The organism is Pandoraea sp. NE5, from assembly GCF_024363545.1.
Classification (GTDB): domain Bacteria; phylum Pseudomonadota; class Gammaproteobacteria; order Burkholderiales; family Burkholderiaceae; genus Pandoraea; species Pandoraea cepalis.
Map to the genome: position 1 here is coordinate 5,016,532 of NZ_AP025517.1, position 19,403 is coordinate 5,035,934.

General features: G+C 65.4%; 18 protein-coding genes. 7 read left to right on the forward strand and 11 right to left on the reverse strand.

From position 1 onward, the window contains the following. The first annotated feature begins 6 nt into the window (after window positions 1–6). On the forward strand, window positions 7–2,871 hold the full coding sequence (fdhF, locus tag PanNE5_RS22770; protein ID WP_017231704.1) for a formate dehydrogenase subunit alpha: 2,865 nt from the start codon (window positions 7–9) through the stop codon (window positions 2,869–2,871). A gap of 210 nt (window positions 2,872–3,081) precedes the next feature. Beyond that, window positions 3,082–3,315, forward strand: a complete 234-nt coding sequence (locus PanNE5_RS22775) for a formate dehydrogenase subunit delta (protein ID WP_017231705.1) — start codon at window positions 3,082–3,084, stop codon at window positions 3,313–3,315. 135 nt (window positions 3,316–3,450) lie between these two features. Here the strand turns inward: PanNE5_RS22775 and PanNE5_RS22780 are convergent, their stop codons facing one another. Then, window positions 3,451–4,299 carry an EamA family transporter gene (locus PanNE5_RS22780; RefSeq protein ID WP_261938865.1) on the reverse strand — a complete coding sequence of 283 codons (849 nt, stop codon included), beginning with the start codon at window positions 4,297–4,299 and terminating at the stop codon, window positions 3,451–3,453. 420 nt (window positions 4,300–4,719) lie between these two features. Next, the gene (locus PanNE5_RS22785; protein WP_017231707.1) at window positions 4,720–5,214 is read right to left on the reverse strand and encodes a hypothetical protein; all 495 of its coding nucleotides are present in this window, start codon (window positions 5,212–5,214) and stop codon (window positions 4,720–4,722) included. Window positions 5,215–5,604: 390 nt separating this feature from the next. Between PanNE5_RS22785 and PanNE5_RS22790 the strand changes: the two genes are divergently transcribed. Continuing rightward, on the forward strand, window positions 5,605–6,117 hold the full coding sequence (locus PanNE5_RS22790; RefSeq protein WP_017231708.1) for a hypothetical protein: 513 nt from the start codon (window positions 5,605–5,607) through the stop codon (window positions 6,115–6,117). Here the strand turns inward: PanNE5_RS22790 and PanNE5_RS22795 are convergent. Both PanNE5_RS22795 and PanNE5_RS22800 read right to left on the reverse strand, forming a co-directional pair. Beyond that, window positions 6,101–7,291 carry a ShlB/FhaC/HecB family hemolysin secretion/activation protein gene (locus PanNE5_RS22795; RefSeq protein WP_261938866.1) on the reverse strand — a complete coding sequence of 397 codons (1,191 nt, stop codon included), beginning with the start codon at window positions 7,289–7,291 and terminating at the stop codon, window positions 6,101–6,103. The two genes, PanNE5_RS22790 and PanNE5_RS22795, sit on opposite strands and share 17 nt — an antisense overlap. A gap of 501 nt (window positions 7,292–7,792) precedes the next feature. Next, window positions 7,793–8,134, reverse strand: a complete 342-nt coding sequence (locus tag PanNE5_RS22800; protein WP_261938867.1) for a hypothetical protein — start codon at window positions 8,132–8,134, stop codon at window positions 7,793–7,795. Window positions 8,135–8,475: 341 nt separating this feature from the next. Between PanNE5_RS22800 and PanNE5_RS22805 the strand changes: the two genes are divergently transcribed. After that, a complete protein-coding gene (locus tag PanNE5_RS22805; RefSeq protein ID WP_261938868.1) occupies window positions 8,476–9,807 on the forward strand; it encodes an MATE family efflux transporter in 1,332 nt (443 codons plus the stop codon). 58 nt (window positions 9,808–9,865) lie between these two features. On the opposite strand, the gene hisN is transcribed toward PanNE5_RS22805, so the two are convergent. Beyond that, window positions 9,866–10,666, reverse strand: a complete 801-nt coding sequence (gene hisN / locus PanNE5_RS22810) for a histidinol-phosphatase (RefSeq protein WP_026131901.1) — start codon at window positions 10,664–10,666, stop codon at window positions 9,866–9,868. Window positions 10,667–10,864: 198 nt separating this feature from the next. Here hisN and rarD point away from each other — a divergent pair, with 198 nt between their 5' ends. The 3 genes from rarD to PanNE5_RS22825 all read left to right on the forward strand — a co-directional run bounded on the left by rarD (window position 10,865) and on the right by PanNE5_RS22825 (window position 12,861). Beyond that, window positions 10,865–11,785: an EamA family transporter RarD gene (gene rarD / locus PanNE5_RS22815; RefSeq protein ID WP_017233677.1), complete on the forward strand. Its 921-nt coding sequence runs from the start codon at window positions 10,865–10,867 to the stop codon at window positions 11,783–11,785. Window positions 11,786–11,878: 93 nt separating this feature from the next. Beyond that, entirely contained in the window at window positions 11,879–12,133 is a 255-nt protein-coding gene (locus PanNE5_RS22820; RefSeq protein WP_017233676.1) for a hypothetical protein, read from the forward strand. A gap of 266 nt (window positions 12,134–12,399) precedes the next feature. Continuing rightward, on the forward strand, window positions 12,400–12,861 hold the full coding sequence (locus PanNE5_RS22825; RefSeq protein ID WP_017233675.1) for a universal stress protein: 462 nt from the start codon (window positions 12,400–12,402) through the stop codon (window positions 12,859–12,861). 104 nt (window positions 12,862–12,965) lie between these two features. Here the strand turns inward: PanNE5_RS22825 and PanNE5_RS22830 are convergent, their stop codons facing one another. The 6 genes from PanNE5_RS22830 to PanNE5_RS22855 form a co-directional block, all read right to left on the reverse strand. Further along, window positions 12,966–13,784 (reverse strand): carbohydrate ABC transporter permease, encoded by an 819-nt coding sequence (locus PanNE5_RS22830; protein WP_261939895.1) that lies wholly within the window; start codon window positions 13,782–13,784, stop codon window positions 12,966–12,968. Between the two features lie 62 nt (window positions 13,785–13,846). Beyond that, complete coding sequence (locus PanNE5_RS22835) at window positions 13,847–14,722, reverse strand: carbohydrate ABC transporter permease (protein ID WP_261938869.1); 876 nt, start codon at window positions 14,720–14,722, stop codon at window positions 13,847–13,849. Window positions 14,723–14,830: 108 nt separating this feature from the next. Continuing rightward, window positions 14,831–16,135: an ABC transporter substrate-binding protein gene (locus tag PanNE5_RS22840; protein ID WP_261938870.1), complete on the reverse strand. Its 1,305-nt coding sequence runs from the start codon at window positions 16,133–16,135 to the stop codon at window positions 14,831–14,833. Window positions 16,136–16,244: 109 nt separating this feature from the next. Further along, window positions 16,245–17,432 (reverse strand): ABC transporter ATP-binding protein, encoded by a 1,188-nt coding sequence (locus PanNE5_RS22845; RefSeq protein ID WP_261938871.1) that lies wholly within the window; start codon window positions 17,430–17,432, stop codon window positions 16,245–16,247. Between the two features lie 120 nt (window positions 17,433–17,552). Beyond that, window positions 17,553–18,422 (reverse strand): alpha/beta hydrolase, encoded by an 870-nt coding sequence (locus tag PanNE5_RS22850; RefSeq protein ID WP_017233670.1) that lies wholly within the window; start codon window positions 18,420–18,422, stop codon window positions 17,553–17,555. 2 nt (window positions 18,423–18,424) lie between these two features. Next, window positions 18,425–19,306 (reverse strand): DUF4118 domain-containing protein, encoded by an 882-nt coding sequence (locus PanNE5_RS22855; protein ID WP_261938872.1) that lies wholly within the window; start codon window positions 19,304–19,306, stop codon window positions 18,425–18,427. Between the last annotated feature and the right edge of the window lie 97 nt (window positions 19,307–19,403).

The window sequence follows — 19,403 nt, forward strand, 5'->3', positions numbered from 1 at the left end:
CCCACCATGATGGACCCGATGTTTGAGAAGGATTACGGCACCCCGCGCCGCGAATCGACGCAGGAAGTCACGCTGGAGATCGACGGCGAACAGGTCACCGTGCCCGCGGGCACGTCGATCATGCGCGCCGCCTCCGAAGGCGGCGTGAACGTGCCCAAGTTGTGCGCCACCGACTCGCTCGAGCCGTTCGGCTCGTGCCGCCTTTGCCTCGTCGAGATCGAAGGCCGACGCGGCTACCCCGCGTCGTGCACCACGCCCGTCGAACCGGGCATGAAGGTGCGCACGCAATCACCGAAGCTCCAGGAACTGCGCAAGGGCGTGATGGAGTTGTACATCTCCGATCACCCGCTCGACTGCCTGACCTGCGCCGCCAACGGCGACTGCGAACTGCAGGACATGGCCGGCGTGACGGGCCTGCGCGAAGTGCGTTACGGCTTCGACGGCGACAATCACTTCGACAGCCAGAAAGACGAGTCGAACCCCTACTTCACCTACGACGCCTCGAAGTGCATCGTCTGCAACCGCTGCGTGCGCGCCTGCGAGGAAACGCAGGGCACATTCGCGCTGACGATCTCGGGGCGCGGCTTCGAAGCGCGTGTCTCGGCCGGACAGGACCAGTCGTTCATGGACTCCGAGTGCGTGTCGTGCGGCGCCTGTGTGGCCGCTTGCCCGACCGCGACGCTGCAGGAAAAGTCGGTCATCCATCTCGGCCAGGCCGAGCACGCCAAGATCACCACCTGTGCCTATTGCGGCGTGGGTTGCTCGTTCAAGGCGGAGATGAAGGGTAACGAAGTCGTGCGCATGGTGCCGCACAAGGACGGTCAAGCCAACGAAGGCCACGCCTGCGTGAAGGGCCGCTTTGCCTGGGGTTACGCCACGCACAAGGACCGTATCCTTACGCCCAAGATTCGCAAGAAGATCACCGATCCGTGGCAGGACGTGTCGTGGGACGAGGCGCTTGACTATGCGGCGTCGGAGTTCAAGCGCATTCAGGCCAAGTACGGGCGCGATTCGATCGGCGGGCTGGTGTCGTCACGCTGCACGAACGAAGAAGACTACCTGGTGCAAAAGCTCGTGCGCGCCGCGTTCGGCAACAACAACGTCGACACCTGCGCACGCGTGTGCCACTCGCCGACCGGCTACGGCCTGAAGGCAACCCTCGGCGAGTCGGCCGGCACGCAGACGTTCAAGTCGGTCGAACACTCGGACGTGATTCTCGTGATGGGCGCGAACCCGACCGACGGTCACCCGGTGTTCGGCTCGCGCATGAAGAAGCGCTTGCGCGCAGGCGCCAAGCTGATCGTGATCGATCCGCGCCGCATCGACCTGGTCAACAGCCCGCACATCAAGGCCGACTACCACCTGCAACTGCGTCCCGGCACGAACGTGGCGATGATCAACGCGCTTGCGCACGTCATCGTGACCGAAGGCCTGATGGCCGACGCGTTCATTGCCGAGCGCTGCGAGGACCGCGCGTTCCAGCAGTGGCGCGAGTTCACCGCCCGTGCCGAAAACTCGCCCGAAGCGACCGAAGTGCACACCGGCGTGCCGGCGCACCTCGTGCGCGGTGCCGCGCGTCTGTATGCCAAGGGCGGCAACGCGGCGATCTATTACGGCCTGGGTGTGACCGAGCATGCGCAAGGTTCCACGACGGTGATCGGTATCGCCAACCTCGCCATGGCCACCGGCAACATCGGCCGTGAAGGCGTGGGCGTGAACCCGCTGCGCGGCCAGAACAACGTGCAGGGCTCGTGCGACATGGGTGCGTTCCCGCACGAACTGCCGGGCTACCGTCACGTGTCGGATTCGACCGCCCGCGCGCTGTTCGAAGCGGAATGGGGCGTCGAGATCCAGTCCGAGCCGGGCCTGCGTATTCCGAACATGTTCGACGCGGCGATTGCGGGCACCTTCATGGGCCTGTACTGCCAGGGCGAGGACATCGTGCAATCCGACCCGAACACGCAACACGTGACCCATGCGCTCGAACAGATGGAGTGCATCGTCGTGCAGGACATCTTCCTGAACGAAACGGCGAAGTATGCGCACGTGCTGCTGCCGGGCTCGTCGTTCCTGGAGAAGGACGGCACGTTCACCAACGCCGAGCGTCGTATCTCGCGCGTGCGTCAAGTGATGCCGCCGCGCGCCGGTTACGCCGATTGGGAGGTCACGATCGAACTGGCCAAGCGACTGGGCTACGAGATGCACTACGCGCACCCGTCGGAAATCATGGACGAGATCGCCCGCCTCACACCGACCTTCACCGGCGTGAGCTACGAGAAGCTCGACCAGATGGGCAGCGTGCAGTGGCCGTGCAACGAAGCTGCACCGGACGGCACGCCCGTCATGCACATCGACGAATTCGTGCGCGGCAAAGGCAAGTTCCTCATCACGCAGTACGTGCCGACGGATGAAAAGGTCACGCGCCGTTTCCCGCTCATCCTGACCACCGGGCGGATTCTGTCGCAGTACAACGTCGGTGCGCAAACGCGCCGTACGGACAACGTTCACTGGCATGACGAGGACCGGCTCGAAATCCATCCGCACGATGCAGAAGAACGCGGCGTGAAGGACGGCGATTGGGTCGGCATTCAGAGCCGCGCGGGCGAGACCGTGCTGCGTGCCGTCGTGAGCGACCGCATGCAGCCCGGCGTGGTGTACACAACGTTCCACTTCCCGGAGTCGGGCGCGAACGTGATCACCACCGACAACTCGGACTGGGCGACAAATTGCCCCGAGTACAAGGTGACAGCGGTGCAGGTCACACCGGTGGCGCAGCCGTCGGAATGGCAGCGTCAGTACTCTGACTTCAATCGTCAGCAAGAGGCCTTCCTCGAACACGCGCGTGGTGCGACCGAGGCCAACGCGAACTAAGTCGGGGCAGGAAAAGGGGAAGCAACGCGCGCCGCTTCATCGGGGAGACCTTCGAGGCGGCGCGCTGCGACGGACAATCCGCGTCCACCGCCGGCGGCTGCGGCGAGCCTCACCGTCGATTGCCATCAGACGGTGCGGCGGACGCGCGGTTGGCCACGTGAATGACGGCGGCCAACGCACAGAGAACGAATTCAGGGGACACAACAGATCATGGACACCGACAATCTGGTCAAGATGGCCAATCAGATCGGGGATTTCTTCGAGACGATGCCCGACCGCAGTGAGGCGCTCGACAACATTGCAGGCCACCTGCGACGCTTCTGGGCGCCGCGCATGCGCATGACGATTCTCGAACACCTCGAATCCACCGACGGACATGGGATGCGCGAGATCGTCGTGGCGGCGATCACGGCGCATCGCGCCGAACTCTGGCCGCGCAGCTGAGCACAACCCACGCAGGTACGACGTGTGGCCGCTGGGGACGCTGATGGGGTGACGGATGCGACGACGGGTACCCTCGCTGATGTCGCCACGTAGTTGCTGCGCAGGTGCCGCTCAGGTCAGCGCTCGGGTGCGCACTTAAGCGCTCAGTTTGATGAGTACCGCCCCGCCGACCACGAGGCCGCACGCCACGAGACGGCGGGCATTGAGCTTTTCGCGCAGGAACAACCAGCCCAGCAGCACCGCGATGATGGCGCTGGACTCGCGCAGCGCCGACACGACACCCATCGGCAGGTATTGCAGCGCGAAGACCACCATGGCATAGGCGCATTGCGCGACGATGCCCGCCCCCAGCGCTTCGGCCACGCGGCGGCGCGGTGCAAGGAACATGCCGCGCCACCCGCCCCGCCACTTCGCCACGGCACCGATCACCGGCACGCTCGCGAAAAGGTAGGCCCATGCGAGGTACCCGAAGCCGTTGCCGTTCGACAATCGCACGCCGAAGCCGTCGACAATCGTGTACGCCGCAATGAACACCCCCGTGAGCAACGCCGCAGGCACGCTGTCGCCCGAGAAGCGGCGCCCACGCAACGCCAGCGTCAGAATGCCGGCGCAGATACCCACGATCCCCCACGCCGCCATCGCCGTCGGCCACTCGCCCGCCAGCAGCAACGCCGCCCCCGAAATCAGCAACGGAGAAATACCGCGTGCGATGGGATAGATCTGCCCGAACTCACCGACGCGATAGGCCCGGATGAGCGCCGCCGTGTACGCGACCTGCGCGCCGGCGGAGAGCAGAATAAGCGGCCAGACCTGTACTGGCGGCAGCGGCAACCACACGATGCCGGCCACGGCGGCGAGTCCTTGCGGCACCGCCATCATGCCGACTTGCCAGACGCGATCGGGACTCGCGTGGAGAAAGGCGTTCCAGGTGGCGTGCATCAGTGCCGAGAGCAGCACCAGCAGCACAATGGGCGTGGTTGTCATGGGAATGAATCGCAGCGGGCGGATGCCCGGGGACGACTCACGCCGCCCGCGTCGGACAGCACGCAAAGCGCCATTGTCGCAGCGGCGATCCCATCGAGATAGGGCCAACGTGAAGGATTCCTACGGGGCCAGGCCGCTTCGCGATCGCTGCTCCCCACGTCATCGATTCACGTCGCCCGCACCTCGTCGCTCGGTTGCCATGGCGTAACCGGTGCGCGCGGGTCTCGGTCGGCGGCGCGCAAGCTACCCGTCGCCGGCGCCGCGCCGGCAAAAGTTGTCCACACCCTGTGTGGATAACCCACTGGATAACCTGCCCTGACCTTCTCGAACGCCTCACGAACAAAGGCTGTCAAGAGCCATGCTCAAAAAACGATCAGCCGCGGAACAAATTTTCGGCTTGACGGTCTTCCCCCTCCCTGCTCAGGCGCCGTCGCCTTCGTTTGCCGACGCATCGGGCTCCTTCGCAACCGGCGCATCGGATTTCCCGGATGCGTCGGCCGGCGACTGCGGCGCGCCGCGCAGCGCCGCCACCACCTGACTCTGCCCGAGCACCGCGTCCGGCGCCTGCTGCAAGGCCAGGCGATAGCGCTCGCCGAACTCGACGTCGGTGTGACGGAAAAGCTTGGCGGCTTCGTCGGCCAGGGCAATGCCGGCGTCTGCCTGCGGCGGCGTCTGCTCCAGCCATTCGTCGAGGGCGACGATCAGACGCGAGAGCGGGTCGAGCCAGCGAAACCAGGCGTCTTCGGTAAGCAACTGCACGAAGCGTCCGGTGGGCACCGGTCCGAAGACTGCTTCGTATTGCAGACGATCGTTGGCGATCAGCACCTTGTGCTGGGCGAGCAGCGCGGCGCGCAACGCCTGCATGGCAGCGATGTGGGCGGCACTGGCCGGCGTATTGTCAGTCGGTTCGGTCATCTATCGCCCCGTGTACGTCAGAAAGGTTGGGAAACGGAAATGGAAAGCGTCTTACATGCACTTTAGGACTTGGCCCATAGCCAGCAGACGTTTGGGTCACGATACTACACGGGTCTCGCAAACACCTCGCGAGATCGGGCTTTCACTTCCCCGTGGAAGGCCTGCTTCCTCACCCGCCAAACCGGCGGGTTTTTTTTGCCCGTGTGCCCCCCGCTGCGCGGTCATCCCGACAATCTGCCAACGCCTTCTGGCGGGCGCGACACGTCTTCGACGTTGCCTGCCGTCGATCTCGCTGGGCAAAGTCGTTTATCATCGGCACCGCTGCTTCCCCTCCTCCCGACCCCGTCATCCGATATGAGCCAATCCGTGCGTCCCCAAACCATTGGTGTCATGGGTTCCGGCAAACAGCCGTGGACCGAACTTGCCGCGCCGCTCGGCCGGGCGATCGCCATGGCCGGGTTCCACCTGCTCACCGGCGGGGGACAGGGCGTGATGGCGAGCGTGAGCGAAGCGTTCTGTGCCGTACCGCAGCGCTTGGGCCGCTGCATCGGCATCGTGCCGACCGAGGCCGTCGGCAACGATGACGAGCCGGTCAGGTTCCGCCCCGCGCCCGGCTATCCGAATCCGTTCGTGGAAGTGCCCATCGTGAGCCCGTTGCCGCGCCATCTGCCCGATGCGCCGCCAGGCACGCTATCGCGCAATCACATCAACGTGCTTTCTAGCGATGTCATCGTCGCCCTGCCCGGCCAGCACGGTACACGCGACGAAGTCGGGCTCGCCGTGCGTTACGGCAAGCCCGTCATTCTGTTCGGGGACGTTGAGCATTTCGCGGAGATGCCTGCGACGCTCGTGCGAACGGTATCGCTCGATACCGTCATGGATTTCGTCAGAAAGGTACGGTGAGCTTCGCGTCGACCGACTGGAAGCGATACGACCAGCCCGGCAGGCCGCTCGACGATGGCATCCACGGCGCGTTCAGACGCTGCATTACCGACAGATCGAGCCTCGACGCCCCGAAATTGTGCGTGTGGCTCAGCCCCACCTCGGCATAGCTGTCGTAGGTGTGAAGCGCGTTCGGGTCTTCCGTGCGACTCCTGTTGTAGCGCAATTCCAGACCCGTCGAGCCATTCGCCGTGAAGTCGAACGCGCGGCGCACGCGCCATTGCAATGTCTGTGTCTGCGTAATGCCGGCGTCAATCTGGTCCTTCGCCGCGTTGGCCTTGCCGGTGATCCCGACCGTCCAGTCGGCATCGATCGGCACCGAGTAATTGGCCGACAGATCGCGGGTCGTCGCATCGCGACGCGCATTCTGCAAATCCTGACTGAGCGTCGTATTGAACTTCCCGTACATGCCCAGCGGATTGTTCATCAACAGATTCGCAGTGCCCTGCATCTTGCCCGAGGAGGTCATGCCGCTGTTGTTCATGCCGACGTTGAACTGGTAGGGCCGCTCGTTGATCACCTGGAGGCCCACGGCCCCCTCGCCGGGCGTGCGGCTGAGTGTCGCGACGAACGGCAACTGCGCGTCGCGCACCACGAGCCCTCCACGCATCAACATGCGAATGTTGCGATCCGCTCGACTCTCGTGTCGCGGCAGTCCGCGCAGACACGAGGCGCGCGCAAGGAACGCATTGGGCGGCGCGATGTCCGGGGCCGGCGGCGGCTCGCCGCGCTCGGCCGATGCCGCCGATGCCGCCGCATCCAGGTCGACGGCGGAAATGGCCGTACCGTCAGCGCTAAGCTCAGGCGCCACGGCAAAATCGGCGGCCGGTAGTGGCGGCGATGGCGCCGGCGCTTGTGCCGACGGCGCGCTTGCCGTGCTGTCCGCCCCCGGCGCCTCTTGCGACGGATCGACGCGCGACGCTTGCGCGTCCGATGCCGGCTGCGGGGCCTCGGCCACCGCGTCCTCGGCAGCGACCACGTCGCTCGCCACCGATGGCGCAGCGCGCTTGGCGGCGTCGCGCTCGACGGCGGCGGCGACCGCGTTCGGATCGTCCCCCGCGAACAAGGCAATGGGGTCGGAGGCGGCATCAGGATCCGTGGCCACCGGCGGCGCAGGCGCCGGGGGTGGCGGCACGAAATACTGAGGTGCAAGACCGCGATCCCACAACCCGTAGGACACCGCGTTCCGCTCAGTAAAACAGGGTGGATTGATATCCGAGAACAAGGATTGTGCGTACGCGCCCACCGGCATCCCGGCATTCAGGCACGCGGCCAACAGGAGGCAACTCCGCACGACCGGCTTTACCGACATTCGACACCTGAAAATCTCACCCCGCGCTGATGTCGTCCACCGGCGTCGTGCGCCGCGTCCGACATGAGGGGGATGTAGCGACAAAGCGCCATTTTACGTCGATCGAGTGTCCCCCTGCCAGTCGCAAAACGCGGGGAACTCTTTCGCCCGATCGCCACTCATATCGCGTGACTTCCCCTGTAGTGATTTTTGCCCGCCTCGCGCGGGCATTTTTATTGGCGAGCGCCGATGACGTCCGCCGCACCGCCTTCGAGGCATGTCCGGCGGACACCTACCTCGGATGGCCGATGCATCAGCCGGGCTCCGAAACGCTTCGCCGCCGTGTCATTGGGGCGCACGAATCTCGTGAATCGTGCCCGGCCCCCAGCCGGTGGACGCCCAGGCGCCGTCGCGCAACGTCCATTCGTCACGGCCTGTCTGCTCCCAGTGCGGCGGCGTGTAGCGCATGCCCGGGCGCTTGGGTTCCATGTGCCCGTCGACCCAGTCGTAGCGGCCGTCTTTCCACTGCCAGTAGCCTGGCACCCAGAATTGTCCCGTAGGCGCCGCGTGGGGATCCTCGAAGCGCGGCGGTGGCGGGCCGCGTTGGAGGGTCACGTCGGCGAGCACCGGCAGGCTCAGCAGACACAAGGCGGCAGCCAGTGCATGACGATGGCGGGCAACCCGCAAGGCCGACAGTCGGACGAACGACGCGAGCCTCGAAACAGAAGCGCGAGCCGAGGGTATCCGGGACGAGGGCGAGGACGGCGAAGACGGCATATGCGGCCTTTCAAGACGAACGGAGACGTCGGGCATTGTACCGTTCGGGGATGGCACACCCCCGATCGCCGCAGCGGACGCCCATCGCCCGGACGGCTGCCAAACCTTATAATCGGCGCACTCGCAACCTGCCGCCGCTTGCGGCTTCCCGAATACCGGGTTTCGCGCCTTTCCGCTTTCCCGGATTGGCGGATTACCCGATTCCCCAATTCGATGGCGGCCGCCCTGACCGGCCTCCGCCCAGCTCACTCATGAACCCTGCCCCTGCGGCCGTCGGCCACCGGCAACTGCTTCGTCTGGCGGTGCCTATCGTGCTCGCCAATCTCACTCAGCCCCTGCTCTCGGCCGTCGACACAGCCGTGGCCGGTCATCTGCCGGGCGCCGCTTATCTGGGCGGCGTCGCCCTCGGTGCGCTGCTGTTGAACCTGCTCTTCTGGGGCTTCTCGTTCCTGCGCATGGGCACCACGGGCCTCGCGGCACAGGCGTTCGGTGCCGGCGACGCCGAGCGTCTGCGCGACACGCTCGCACGCGCGCTGACGCTGGCGTTCGCGATTGGCGCCGTGTTGCTTGTCTTTCGCGAACCGCTGGTTTCGCTGGGCGTGTCGTGGCTGGGAGGAAGCGCCCAAGTCCAATCCTTAGGACGACAATATGCAAGCATCCGCGTGCTCGCCGCGCCGCTGGCGCTCGGCAACTACGTGGTGCTCGGCTACCTGCTGGCGTGTCAACGCGTGCGGCAAGGGCTTGCCGTGCAGGTGTTCATCAATCTTGTGAACATCGTGGCGGTGTTGATCTTCGTGCGCGGCTTCGACTGGGGGGTGGCAGGTATTGCAGGGGCAACCGCGCTGGCCGATGTGCTCGGCTTTGCGCTGGGCGCCTGGCTGCTCTGGCTCGCACGTACGCCCGGCTTGCCGCCGCTGCGACTGGTCATGCTGGTTGAGCGCGGCGCCCTGTGGCGCTTGCTGCGGCTCAATCTCGATATCTTCCTGCGCACGCTGTTTCTGCAACTCGCCTTTGCCTGGTTCGCTCGCGTGGGGGCGAGACTTGGCGACGTCACGCTCGCCGCCAACGCGCTCCTGCTGAACTTCCAGACGTTCATGGCGTTCGGCCTCGACGGCTTCGCCCACGCGGCCGAAGCCCTTGTGGGCGCCTATGTCGGTGCGCGTCAGCGAGCCGCGCTGCTGCATGCCATCCGGTTGTCGCTGGGCTGGGCGCTGGGCTGCGCCGTCGCGTTTGCCCTCGTCTACGCCGTGGCGGGTGGCGCGATCATCGATGCCCTGACCGATCAGCCGGCATTGCGCACGACGGCGCGCGAATTCTTGCCCTGGGCCGTGCTCTCGCCGCTCGTGGCGGTGTGGTGTTTCCACCTCGACGGCGTCTTCATCGGCGCGACGCGTACGAGGGAACTGCTGACGTCCTCGTTGATCGGCCTGCTGGTCTTTGGCGCGGTCATGCCGTTCACGCTCGATGCCTGGGGCAATCACGGCTTGTGGGTCGCCCTCATGGCATTTCTCGCGACGCGCGGCATCGTGCTGGGGGTGTTGCTGCCGCGCATCTGGCAGAGGCTTGCGCGCCCGATCACGTAACCCACCAGCGAGGATGGCCGGCACAACGACGACCGGGCGATGACTACCGTCGACGGCCTCAGTCCGCGCGAATACACGCCAGCGCGGCGGCGTGCAGCTCGGCATTCGCGGCGGCCAGCACGCGCCCCTGCGAGGTAAGCGTAAGCGGCCGGCCCTCCCAATCGGTGATGACGCCGCCCGCCGCCTCGACCACCGGCGCCACGGCCAGATAGTCGTAGGTTTGCAATCCCGCTTCCATGACCAGCTCGATGTGTCCGCTCGCCAGCAGCCCGTAGGCGTAGCAATCTCCGCCGAAGCGGCGACGGCTGACCGCCTTCGTCAGCTGCTCGAATTGCGCATACTCCGCCGCGTCGAAGATGTCGGGTGACGTCGCATAGACGGTCGCGTCGGCCAGCGTCGTCACCGGGCTGGTGGCGCACACCGCACCGCCGAAGCGGGCCTCGCGCACGCCGCTGGCGGCGTCGTTCACGCCGATCCAGCGCTCGCCGGTCGCCGGAATGTCGATCAGGCCCACGACTGGCTGGCCGTGGTGCAGCAGGGCAAGCAGCGTGCCCCACAGCGGGTGTCCCGTGATGAAGCTGCGCGTGCCGTCGATGGGATCGACCGACCAGACGAATTCCGCGTCCACGCCCTGCTTGCCGAACTCTTCGCCCCAGATGCCGTGCGACGGATAGCGCGCTGCAATCTGCGCGCGCAGCGCCGTCTCGACCTCGCGGTCCGCGATCGTGACCGGGCTCTCATCGGCCTTGTCGTCAACCGCCAGGCGCCGGCGGAACCACCCCAACGACAGCGGTCTCACAGCATCGGCCATCGAAGCGGCGAAAGCCGCATACTCGGCAACAGCGGGTACGCACGACATGCACGAATCTCCTGCAAAGATGCCGCACGCGGCGGCAATAATGGAAAACGCTCGACGAATCGCGATCATACGCGTTCGCGGGCATCGCGGACGGTTCCGCTGCCCTACGGCGGGCACGCCCCGATCTGGTGCGAATTTGCTATGCTCGCGGTCTGACCCGGGCCTCGCCCTTTCCTTGCCCCCGCTCACAGGACCCCCATGCTTTCCGGTCGCGGCGTGATGCTCTCTGTCTCGGCATCCGTCATGTTTTCCGTTATGCCGGCGCTCGTCGCGCAACTGGCGCCCCTGTCCGGGCTGGACGTCTTCGCCTGGCGCATGCTGCTCACGCTGCCCGGCACGCTCGTCATCGTGACGGCATTGCGCCGGTGGCATGTACTGCGCAGCACGCTCTCGCATGTGTTGCATCGCCCTGCGCTGCTCGGCGCCGTGCTGCTGTGCTCAGCGCTGCTGGGCGTTCAGCTCTGGCTGTTCGTCTGGGCACCGCTGCAACAGCGATTGCTCGACGTCTCGCTCGGTTACTTTCTCTTGCCGCTCACGATGGTGCTCGCTGGCCGCACGTTTTATCACGAGCGTCTGAGCCGGCTGCAGACGGCGGCCGTCATCGTCGCCGCGCTGGGCGTCGCACATGAACTCTGGGTAACGCACGCCTTGTCCTGGGTCACGGCGCTCATTGTGTTCGGCTATCCGCCCTACTTCTTGCTGCGCCGCCGGCTGAGGCTCGACGCGCTCAGCGGCTTCATCATGGAAGTGCTCGCGATGACGCCGGTGGCCGTCGTCGTGCTCTGGCAGGCGTGGCCGCAAAACGTCACAGTGCTCGGCGAGCCGCGCTACTGGTTCTGGCTGCCCGCGCTCGGCCTGCTCAGCGCCAGCGCACTGGCGAGCACACTGGGTGCCGCGCGCTTGCTGCCCATCGGCCTGTATGGCATTTTCGGGTACGTGGAGCCGGTGCTGCTGTTCGCCGTGTCGATCTTCGTGCTCGGCGAGCCTTTCACGGCGCGCGGACTGTGGACGTACGTGCCCATCTGGTTCGGCGTTGCGCTCATCGTGTTCGACAGTCTGCGCACGCTGCGCCGCCAGCGACGGGTCAGTGTTGCCACGCGTGCCGACACGCCCCGTTGAGCCCGCTCGAGGCGTCGCCCCAAAGGCGGGCGGCCTTGCGCAGCAACGTCGCGGCGCCGCGCTATACTCCCGAGAGCTTATAAGACGACCTCTATGACAAATCTCGCCAAGATCGCCACGCTGCTCGCCTCGGGGCTTATGACGGTTGCGCTGTCGGCTTGCAGCTCGTCGGCCCCGCTGTTCACCTCGGACGGCCGCCCCACCCAGCAAATTCGGTGCTCGGCCAGCACTGCCGGCGACTGCGACCAGCGCGCCCGCACGCAATGCGTACAAAAGGACTACGACGTCCTCACGCGCGACGTGACGGACGGTGTCGCCCATCTCGTGATCGCCTGCCGGCCGAACTAAGTCACGCGGTCCCCAAGGCCGACCGGCGTTCCGGACGTTGAAACTCCCTTCCCCGCTCGACGCGAGTCGCCCCCGGCGGATACGCGCCGACCCGTGACATTCCGATGGATGCTTGCGTGCGGTCAATACCGCGTCATGTCGCGGGATGACTTTCGATGCCCGCGATGCGAGAATGAAAATATTCCAACGAATTGTCGTGCATCGCGGTCGCGATGCCGCCCAGGCGTCAAGCCTTCACGCACTTCCCGCACATAGAGGACACCATCATGTACGAACGCATTCTGGTCTCGATCGACGGCAGCACGCCGTCGAACCGCGCCATCGATGAAGCCGTCAAGCTCGTGGCGCTCAGCCAGGGCAAGATTCGCCTGGTGTCGGTCGTTCCCTCGCTCGCCAACGCCTACGCCGCCGGCGCCTACAGCGGCTTCGTGCCGTTGGAGAGCCAGGAGTCGTTCGAGAAGGAAACCGCGGAAATTCTGGCCAAGGCACAAACCGACTTGAAGCAGCGCGGGGTCGATGCCGAGACGAACATGATTACGCTCGAAGCCGGTACCGACGAAATTGCCGACGCAGTGCTGCGCGAAGCGCAAGCGTGGAATGCCGACGTGATCGTGCTCGGCACGCACGGCCGCCGCGGCATCAACCGACTGCTGCTGGGGAGCGTTGCCGAAACGCTGCTGCGTATCACCACGCTGCCGATCCTGCTGGTCAAGGCCACCGACAAGTAAGCCCGCAAGCGCCCGGCTTCGCCAGCGCAAGCGACACGACGGCACGCTCCCCAGCGTGCCGTTTTGCTATTGCGGTCGTGCGACGCCGCGCGTCGCCATGCCTTTCATCGAATGCCCGCACGCATGAACGACTGCACGAACTGGCGCTGAAAGAGCAGAAAGGCGATGAACAGCGGCGCGGCGGTCATCAGCGTCGCGGCCGTGATCATCGTCCAATCGATGCCCTGATCGGTCGACGCAAACACCTGCAGGCCGACCGTGAGCGGACGTGTCTCGACGGAGTTCGTGACGATGAGCGGCCACAGGAAGTTGTTCCAGTGGTGACTGATCGACACCAGCGCGTAGGCGACATACACCGGGCGGGCGAGCGGCACATACACGCGCCAGAGCACCTGCCACGCGTTGGCGCCTTCCACGCGCGCCGCGTCGTCCAGTTCGCGCGGCACGGTCTTGAACGCCTGACGCAACAGAAAAATGCCGAACGCCGACGCGAAGTACGGCAACGCAATGCCGAAGATCGTATCGCGCAGTCCCATCCAGGCGATCGTGCGATAGTTCTCGACGATCAGCACGTCGGGCATGACCATCAGTTGGAGCAGCACGACCATGAACGCCACCTCGCTGCCGCGAAACGTGAAGCGGGCAAACGCATAGGCGGCCAGCGTGCCCAGCACGAGTTGCGCCGCCAGGATCACCGTCACCAGAACGAAGGTATTGACGAGATAGCGCCCAAACGGGGCAGCCTGCCATGCTTGCACGAAATTCGCGAGCGTGAGCGGCGCACTCATGGAGAAGTGCGTGGCGTAGGCCGACGGATGGAACGCGCTCCACAGCGCATAGAGCAACGGCAGCAGCCACAGCAGGCCGAGCAGCCATGCACCGATGACGTCGAGCGGCGTCGTGTGACCGGTTGCGGAAAACACCGCAAGCGCGGCGCCTGGCTTTGTGGGCCGGCGGGGGCGCGTGTTCGGGCGGGCAGAGGTCGTCATTGATAATGCGTGCGTGAGTCGAGCAGACGGAATTTCACGAAGGCGACGACGGCGAGCAGCGTGAGCAGGACCACGGTGAGCGCTGCCGCGTATGAGGTATCCCAGAAACTGAAGGCCACCTGATAGATGTAGTACAGGAGCAGTTGCGTGGCGTTATCGGGTCCGCCGCGCGTCATCACGATAATGTGATCGACGAGACGGAACGCGTTGATAACGGCATTGATCACCACGAACACGGTCGTGGGCATGAGCAACGGCCACTGAACGCGGCGAAAGAACTGCCAGCGCGAGGCGTCTTCGAGCGCCGCCGCCTCGGCAAGGGTGGGCGAAATCTGTTGCAGTGCGGCCAGGTAAAAGATCATGAAGAACCCGGCCTCTTTCCAGATCGTCACGACCATCAGCGCCGGGAGTGCGGTGTCGGGTTGCCCGAGCCAGTTGTGATCGCCCCACCCGAATGCCTGCGAAATCTGCGCGATGAGACCGTACTGCGGCGTGTAGAAGAACAGCCAGATGTTCGCCACGGCGATCATCGGCAAAATCGCGGGCGTGAAGTAGGCGAGGCGCAATAACGTGCGCCCCGGCACCTGCCGGTGCACCCACAGCGCCATGGCGATCGCGAGCGCCATCGCGGCGGGCACGGTGACCAGTGCGAACAGGAGGTTGTTGCGCAGCGCCTGCCAGAAGACAGGGTCGTCGATCAGAAGCCGATAATTCTCGGTGCCGACAAAGACGGACGGCATCCCGGCGCGCCCCGTCGAGAAAAAGCTGTGCCACAGCGTGGCGACGGCCGGATAGTGGGTGAAGGCGACGAGCAGCACTAGCGCCGGAGACAACAACAGCCAGGGCACCCACGAAGCAGAGGAGCGATTCATCGACGGTCCATCGATTCAACAGGCGAGGCCGTGAAGATCGCGATCGCCGCGACGTTCAGGGCCCCGCATTTCAACGAGACTGACAGCGAAGTCCGGCGAGCGCCAGACTCATCGAGCGTACGGACGCAGGATGCGATCCGCTTCACGTTGCGCGTCGTCCAGCGCCTGTTTGGGCGACTTGGTGCCGGTGAGCGCCGCTTGCAGGGCGTCGTTCAGGGCCTTCGTCACGCGCTGGTTGTCGTGCGTCGAGAACTCGGCCACGCTCACCGCGAGCTGATCGCGCGCCACGGCCGCAGCAGGCACCTTCTGCACATATTGCTTCATCGCCGGGGTTTCCCAAGCCGCTGGCGTCACGGCCACGTAGCCCGTGTCGATACCGAACTGCGCCGCACGCTCAGGCGAAGTGGCCCACTTGATGAACGTCATCGCCGCCTGCTTTTCTTCCGGCGAGGTCTTCTTGAACACATAGAAGTTGCCGCCGCCCGTCGGACTGCCGCCGCGCACCTTGGCCGGCATCTTGCCGACACCGAACGGGAACGTGGCGTTGGTCCGGATGTTGGTCAGGTTGCCGGTGGTCGTGTAGATGATGGCCGCCTTCTTCTCGAGGAAGTCCTTCGGCGTGGTGCCCCATTCGATCGCCCCCGTCGGCATCGCTTTGTACTTCGTCGCGAGATCGACCCAGTATTGCAACGACTCGACGGCCTGCGGCGCGTTCAGGAACGTTTTGGTCCCCGACGGATTCATCAGTTCGATACCCGCCGGCGTGGTGAACGCCTGGAACAGCCAATACGGGAAGCCCACGGACGGCACCTTGATACCCCATTGCGTCACGTTGCCCGATGCGTCGCGCTTGGTGAGCTTCTGCGCGTCGCTGGCCAGTTCAGCCCAGTTCGCCGGCGCGCGGTCCGGGTCGAGACCCGCCTCACGGAACATGTCCTTGTTCCAGTACATGACGATGGTCGAGCGCTGGAACGGCACACCCCACGTGTGGCCGTTGACGCGCGAGTTCAACATCAGCGCCGGGTAGAAGCCGTCGAGCCACTGCTTGTCGGCCGGCGTGTTGGCGATGCTGTCGATGGGCACCACCGCGTCTTCGTCGATCAACGTGAACACGTCGGCGGCAGCGAGCACAGCCAGTTGCGGCGGCGTGCCCGCCTTCGCGGCCGTCAGGGCCTTGACGACGGAATCCTGGTAAGTCCCGGCATACACCGGCTTGACCCTGATGTTCGGATGATCCTTTTCGAAGTCGGCCACCAGATCGTTGATGATCTTCGTCACCGGACCGCCGACGGCCACCGGGTAATAGAACGTGAGTTCCACCGGCTTCGTCTGCGCGATGGCCGAGCCGCTCAGGCCACCCAATGCCAGTGCTGCCAAACTGGCCGAAAACGTTTTCAGAATCGTGCGTCGCATATCGTTTGGTTCCCCATGTAAGCGTTGTGGTGATGTGACAGGTTGTCGATGCAGGGCCGCTGTCGCGCTGCACCGAGTCGATGCGTCAGGCCCAGTGGCCGCCCTCGCGTCAGACGTGTTGTTCTGGGTTTTGCAACATCACTGTGGCCCCCGGAAGCGGCCGCGCCGGTGCATGCGCGGCCTCCGGTGCAACGACAGACCCGGCAGCGTCGATCGCCACACGGCCCGCTGCGCCCGTCACGAGGCGTTCCCCGGAGGTCGCGTCGAACAGATGCTGGTCGGTCGCCGCCCATTGCAGACCGATGGCGTCGCCCACGGCGAACGGCCGATGGCCGGGCACCCGCGTGGTGATCGTGCCTGCGTCGCCAAGCGTGCAAGCAACGAGCGTGTCCGCGCCCAGATATTCGATAGCGCTCACTCGGGCGAGCACTGCGCCCAGCGACGTCGGCGGAACCGCGCGCACATGCTCCGGGCGCAGGCCGAGCAGCGCGGCGTTGCGCGCACCGGCCGCCACCAGCGCCGGGCCGGACTGTCCGGCAGGCACCAGAGCGTCGCCATGGCGGACGAGACGCAACAACTGCATCGGCGGCGTGCCGATGAAGCTCGCGGCAAAGCGCGTCGCGGGGGTGGCGTAGAGCGTGTGCGGGGCACCGCACTGCTCGATGCGGCCCTCTCGCAGCAGCACGACCTGATCGGCCATGCTCATCGCTTCGGTTTGATCGTGGGTCACGTAGACAAGCGTCATGCCGAGCTGCTGCTGCAGCGCCCGGATTTCGCGACGCATTTCCTGACGCAGTTGGGCGTCGAGATTCGAGAGGGGTTCGTCCATCAGACACACAGACGTCTCGGCAATCACCGCTCGGCCCAGCGCCACACGCTGCTGCTGACCGCCCGAGAGTTGCGACGGCTTGCGCTCCAGGTACGGCGCCAGCCCGAGCAGCGACGCCACACGCGCCAGACGCTGCGGATACTCGCGCGCCGGTTCGCCGCGCACGCGAAGCCCGAACAACAGGTTTTCGCGCACCGAGAGATGCGGGAAGAGCGCGTACGACTGGAACACCATCGAGAGCTTGCGACGCGCAGGTGGCAGCGCGGTCACATCGGCGCCGCCAAGCAGAATGCGCCCGGCGCTCGGCGTATCGAGACCTGCGATCATGCGCAGCAGCGTCGACTTACCGCAGCCGGACGGGCCCAGCAGCACCACCAGCGAGCCGGCTTCGGCGGTGAAACTCACACCGTCGAGCGCACGTGTATTGCCCCACTGCTTGCAGACGGATTCGATGATGAGCGAGGACATGGCCGGATGAGCGCAGCGCCACCCGCAACTAACGCGGGTGGCCGTATCGGAAAACCACGACCATAACCGCCCATCGATGGCAGTTTGATGACATCACGCGCCGGCCTTCGGCGCGTGATGTCAGGCGGCGGACTGCCGGCGCTTGGCGCGCAGCAGCGCCTTCGAGATGATGCGCGTCTCGGACGTGGCGGCGCCGGTACGGCGCGCCACGGCGTCGCGGAAGAAGCGGCGCGTCTCGTCAGCAACGGTTTCACGCTCGTTGTCCATCGTCAGAATGTGATAGCTCTCGCCGAGCAGGCACTTCTGTTTCACCTTGGACGACACCCCGTCGTAGACGATGCGCGCGTTGTGCGGGCTCGACGTGTCGTCGTCCACCGCGTGAATGACGAGGCAATCCGCCGTCACCCGAGCCAGACGCGCGCGCACGTGCGCGGCAAGCCGCCGCGCGTGATACAGGTGCGCGAGGGGCAGCGACGCCGCGCCGATTTCGGACGCATCGTGCAGCGACATCGACTTCGCTACGCGTGCGCGCAGCACTTCGTTCTTCAGGCCGAACGGCGCGCGCTCGCGATAGCGATAGTAGTGGCGCAACGGCGTATGGAAGCCCAGATCGATGAGCGGGTAATACCACGGGATGGTCCAGCCGTCGTACACGAGGGTGACGGAGAGCAGCGAGAGCGCTGTCACATCGGGTTCCTCCTCCGCGACGGCCAGGCTCAACGTGGCGCCGATACACAAACCGCACAGCGACACCATCGCGTGCGTCGCCCGCAGTTCACGATACTTCGCCCGCGCGGCGGCAATCCAGGCGCGCCAGTCCGAGCATGGCCCGCCGAGTCCGTAGCCTTCGATGTGTGGCACCCAGACGGTGTAGCCCTCGCGATGCAACGCCTTCGCCACCGGACGCATTTCGAGCGGCGTGCTCGACAGCCCCGGCAGCATCAGCACTGCGTGCTCGCCGCCTTTGTAGAAAATATCGTCCTGGAACATGGTCAAATCCCGCCGGAGACGACGGGCGTCTCGGTGACAGCGTGCGCCGTGGCTGCCGGTGTGAGCGTCTGCGGCGGCGCGACCGGACGCACCGTCGGCCCCGCATGCAAGCGCAAAATCACGTACGTGCCAACGTGCGCACGGAAATACTGCAATTCGCAATGGCACATCTCGTAGCCGCCGTCGCGCGTGCGGATGCGCAGATTGTGCGCGCCATGATGGGGGCGCTCGCCATCGACGGCAAACAGCCCCGCCATACGCTGTGCGTCCTCTGGATGCAGCAGCGCGCGCAGCCCCTCGCGCTTGACGACGTCGGGCGCGACCCCCGTCGCGCGGCGGAAATGCTCGTCGATGAACTCGTAACGCGTGGCCGGATTGGACAGATAGAAGATCGTATCGAGGTGCTTCGTCAGATACGTCATCAGCGCATTGCCCAGTTGTACCGAGTCGGACAGGAGCATGCGCTCGTTTTCGGCGCGCAGCAGCATCTCATAGCGTGTCTGCGCGACCTCGCCGATCAGCTCGGCGCGATACTGGGCACGGCGCAAACGCTCGATCAGCACGACGGCAAGCGGCGTAATCAACAGAAAGCCGGAGACGATCAGCACATCGCGCCGGTCAAACTGGGCGATGTCGCGAAACGGCGGCACGAAGAAGAAGTCGAAAATCGGGATGCTGATGATCATGGCCATGATCGCCGGCCCCAATCCCCAGGTGAATTCGACAATGATGACGGCGCAGGTAAAGAAGATGCCCGGCATCGAGTGATCGAGCACCGGGTGCAGCAGGCTGCGCACGAGAAACGCGGCAAAAACCACGAGCAACGCCCCGACGTAGCGCTTCGCGCCGGGTTCCGCCCACCGTCGGGCGTTTCTGATATCCATGATGCCTCGCCCGGCCCCGCCGGTGCTCAATAATCCAGGGGGCGACCGATAACACGGCGCCGCCGTTACGAAATATTACGGATTATCGCATGCCGGG

What these genes read in the sequence shown, in the direction of transcription:
- PanNE5_RS22825 (WP_017233675.1), top strand. Translation starts at nt 12,400, where the DNA reads ATGTACGAACGCATTCTGGTCTCGATCGACGGCAGCACGCCGTCGAAC.
- PanNE5_RS22820 (WP_017233676.1), top strand. Translation starts at nt 11,879, where the DNA reads ATGACAAATCTCGCCAAGATCGCCACGCTGCTCGCCTCGGGGCTTATG.
- PanNE5_RS22845 (WP_261938871.1), bottom strand. Translation starts at nt 17,432, where the DNA reads ATGTCCTCGCTCATCATCGAATCCGTCTGCAAGCAGTGGGGCAATACA.
- PanNE5_RS22840 (WP_261938870.1), bottom strand. Translation starts at nt 16,135, where the DNA reads ATGCGACGCACGATTCTGAAAACGTTTTCGGCCAGTTTGGCAGCACTG.
- PanNE5_RS22855 (WP_261938872.1), bottom strand. Translation starts at nt 19,306, where the DNA reads ATGGATATCAGAAACGCCCGACGGTGGGCGGAACCCGGCGCGAAGCGC.
- rarD (WP_017233677.1), top strand. Translation starts at nt 10,865, where the DNA reads ATGCTTTCCGGTCGCGGCGTGATGCTCTCTGTCTCGGCATCCGTCATG.
- PanNE5_RS22780 (WP_261938865.1), bottom strand. Translation starts at nt 4,299, where the DNA reads ATGACAACCACGCCCATTGTGCTGCTGGTGCTGCTCTCGGCACTGATG.
- PanNE5_RS22775 (WP_017231705.1), top strand. Translation starts at nt 3,082, where the DNA reads ATGGACACCGACAATCTGGTCAAGATGGCCAATCAGATCGGGGATTTC.
- PanNE5_RS22835 (WP_261938869.1), bottom strand. Translation starts at nt 14,722, where the DNA reads ATGAATCGCTCCTCTGCTTCGTGGGTGCCCTGGCTGTTGTTGTCTCCG.
- PanNE5_RS22805 (WP_261938868.1), top strand. Translation starts at nt 8,476, where the DNA reads ATGAACCCTGCCCCTGCGGCCGTCGGCCACCGGCAACTGCTTCGTCTG.
- PanNE5_RS22850 (WP_017233670.1), bottom strand. Translation starts at nt 18,422, where the DNA reads ATGTTCCAGGACGATATTTTCTACAAAGGCGGCGAGCACGCAGTGCTG.
- hisN (WP_026131901.1), bottom strand. Translation starts at nt 10,666, where the DNA reads ATGTCGTGCGTACCCGCTGTTGCCGAGTATGCGGCTTTCGCCGCTTCG.
- fdhF (WP_017231704.1), top strand. Translation starts at nt 7, where the DNA reads ATGATGGACCCGATGTTTGAGAAGGATTACGGCACCCCGCGCCGCGAA.
- PanNE5_RS22785 (WP_017231707.1), bottom strand. Translation starts at nt 5,214, where the DNA reads ATGACCGAACCGACTGACAATACGCCGGCCAGTGCCGCCCACATCGCT.
- PanNE5_RS22790 (WP_017231708.1), top strand. Translation starts at nt 5,605, where the DNA reads ATGGGTTCCGGCAAACAGCCGTGGACCGAACTTGCCGCGCCGCTCGGC.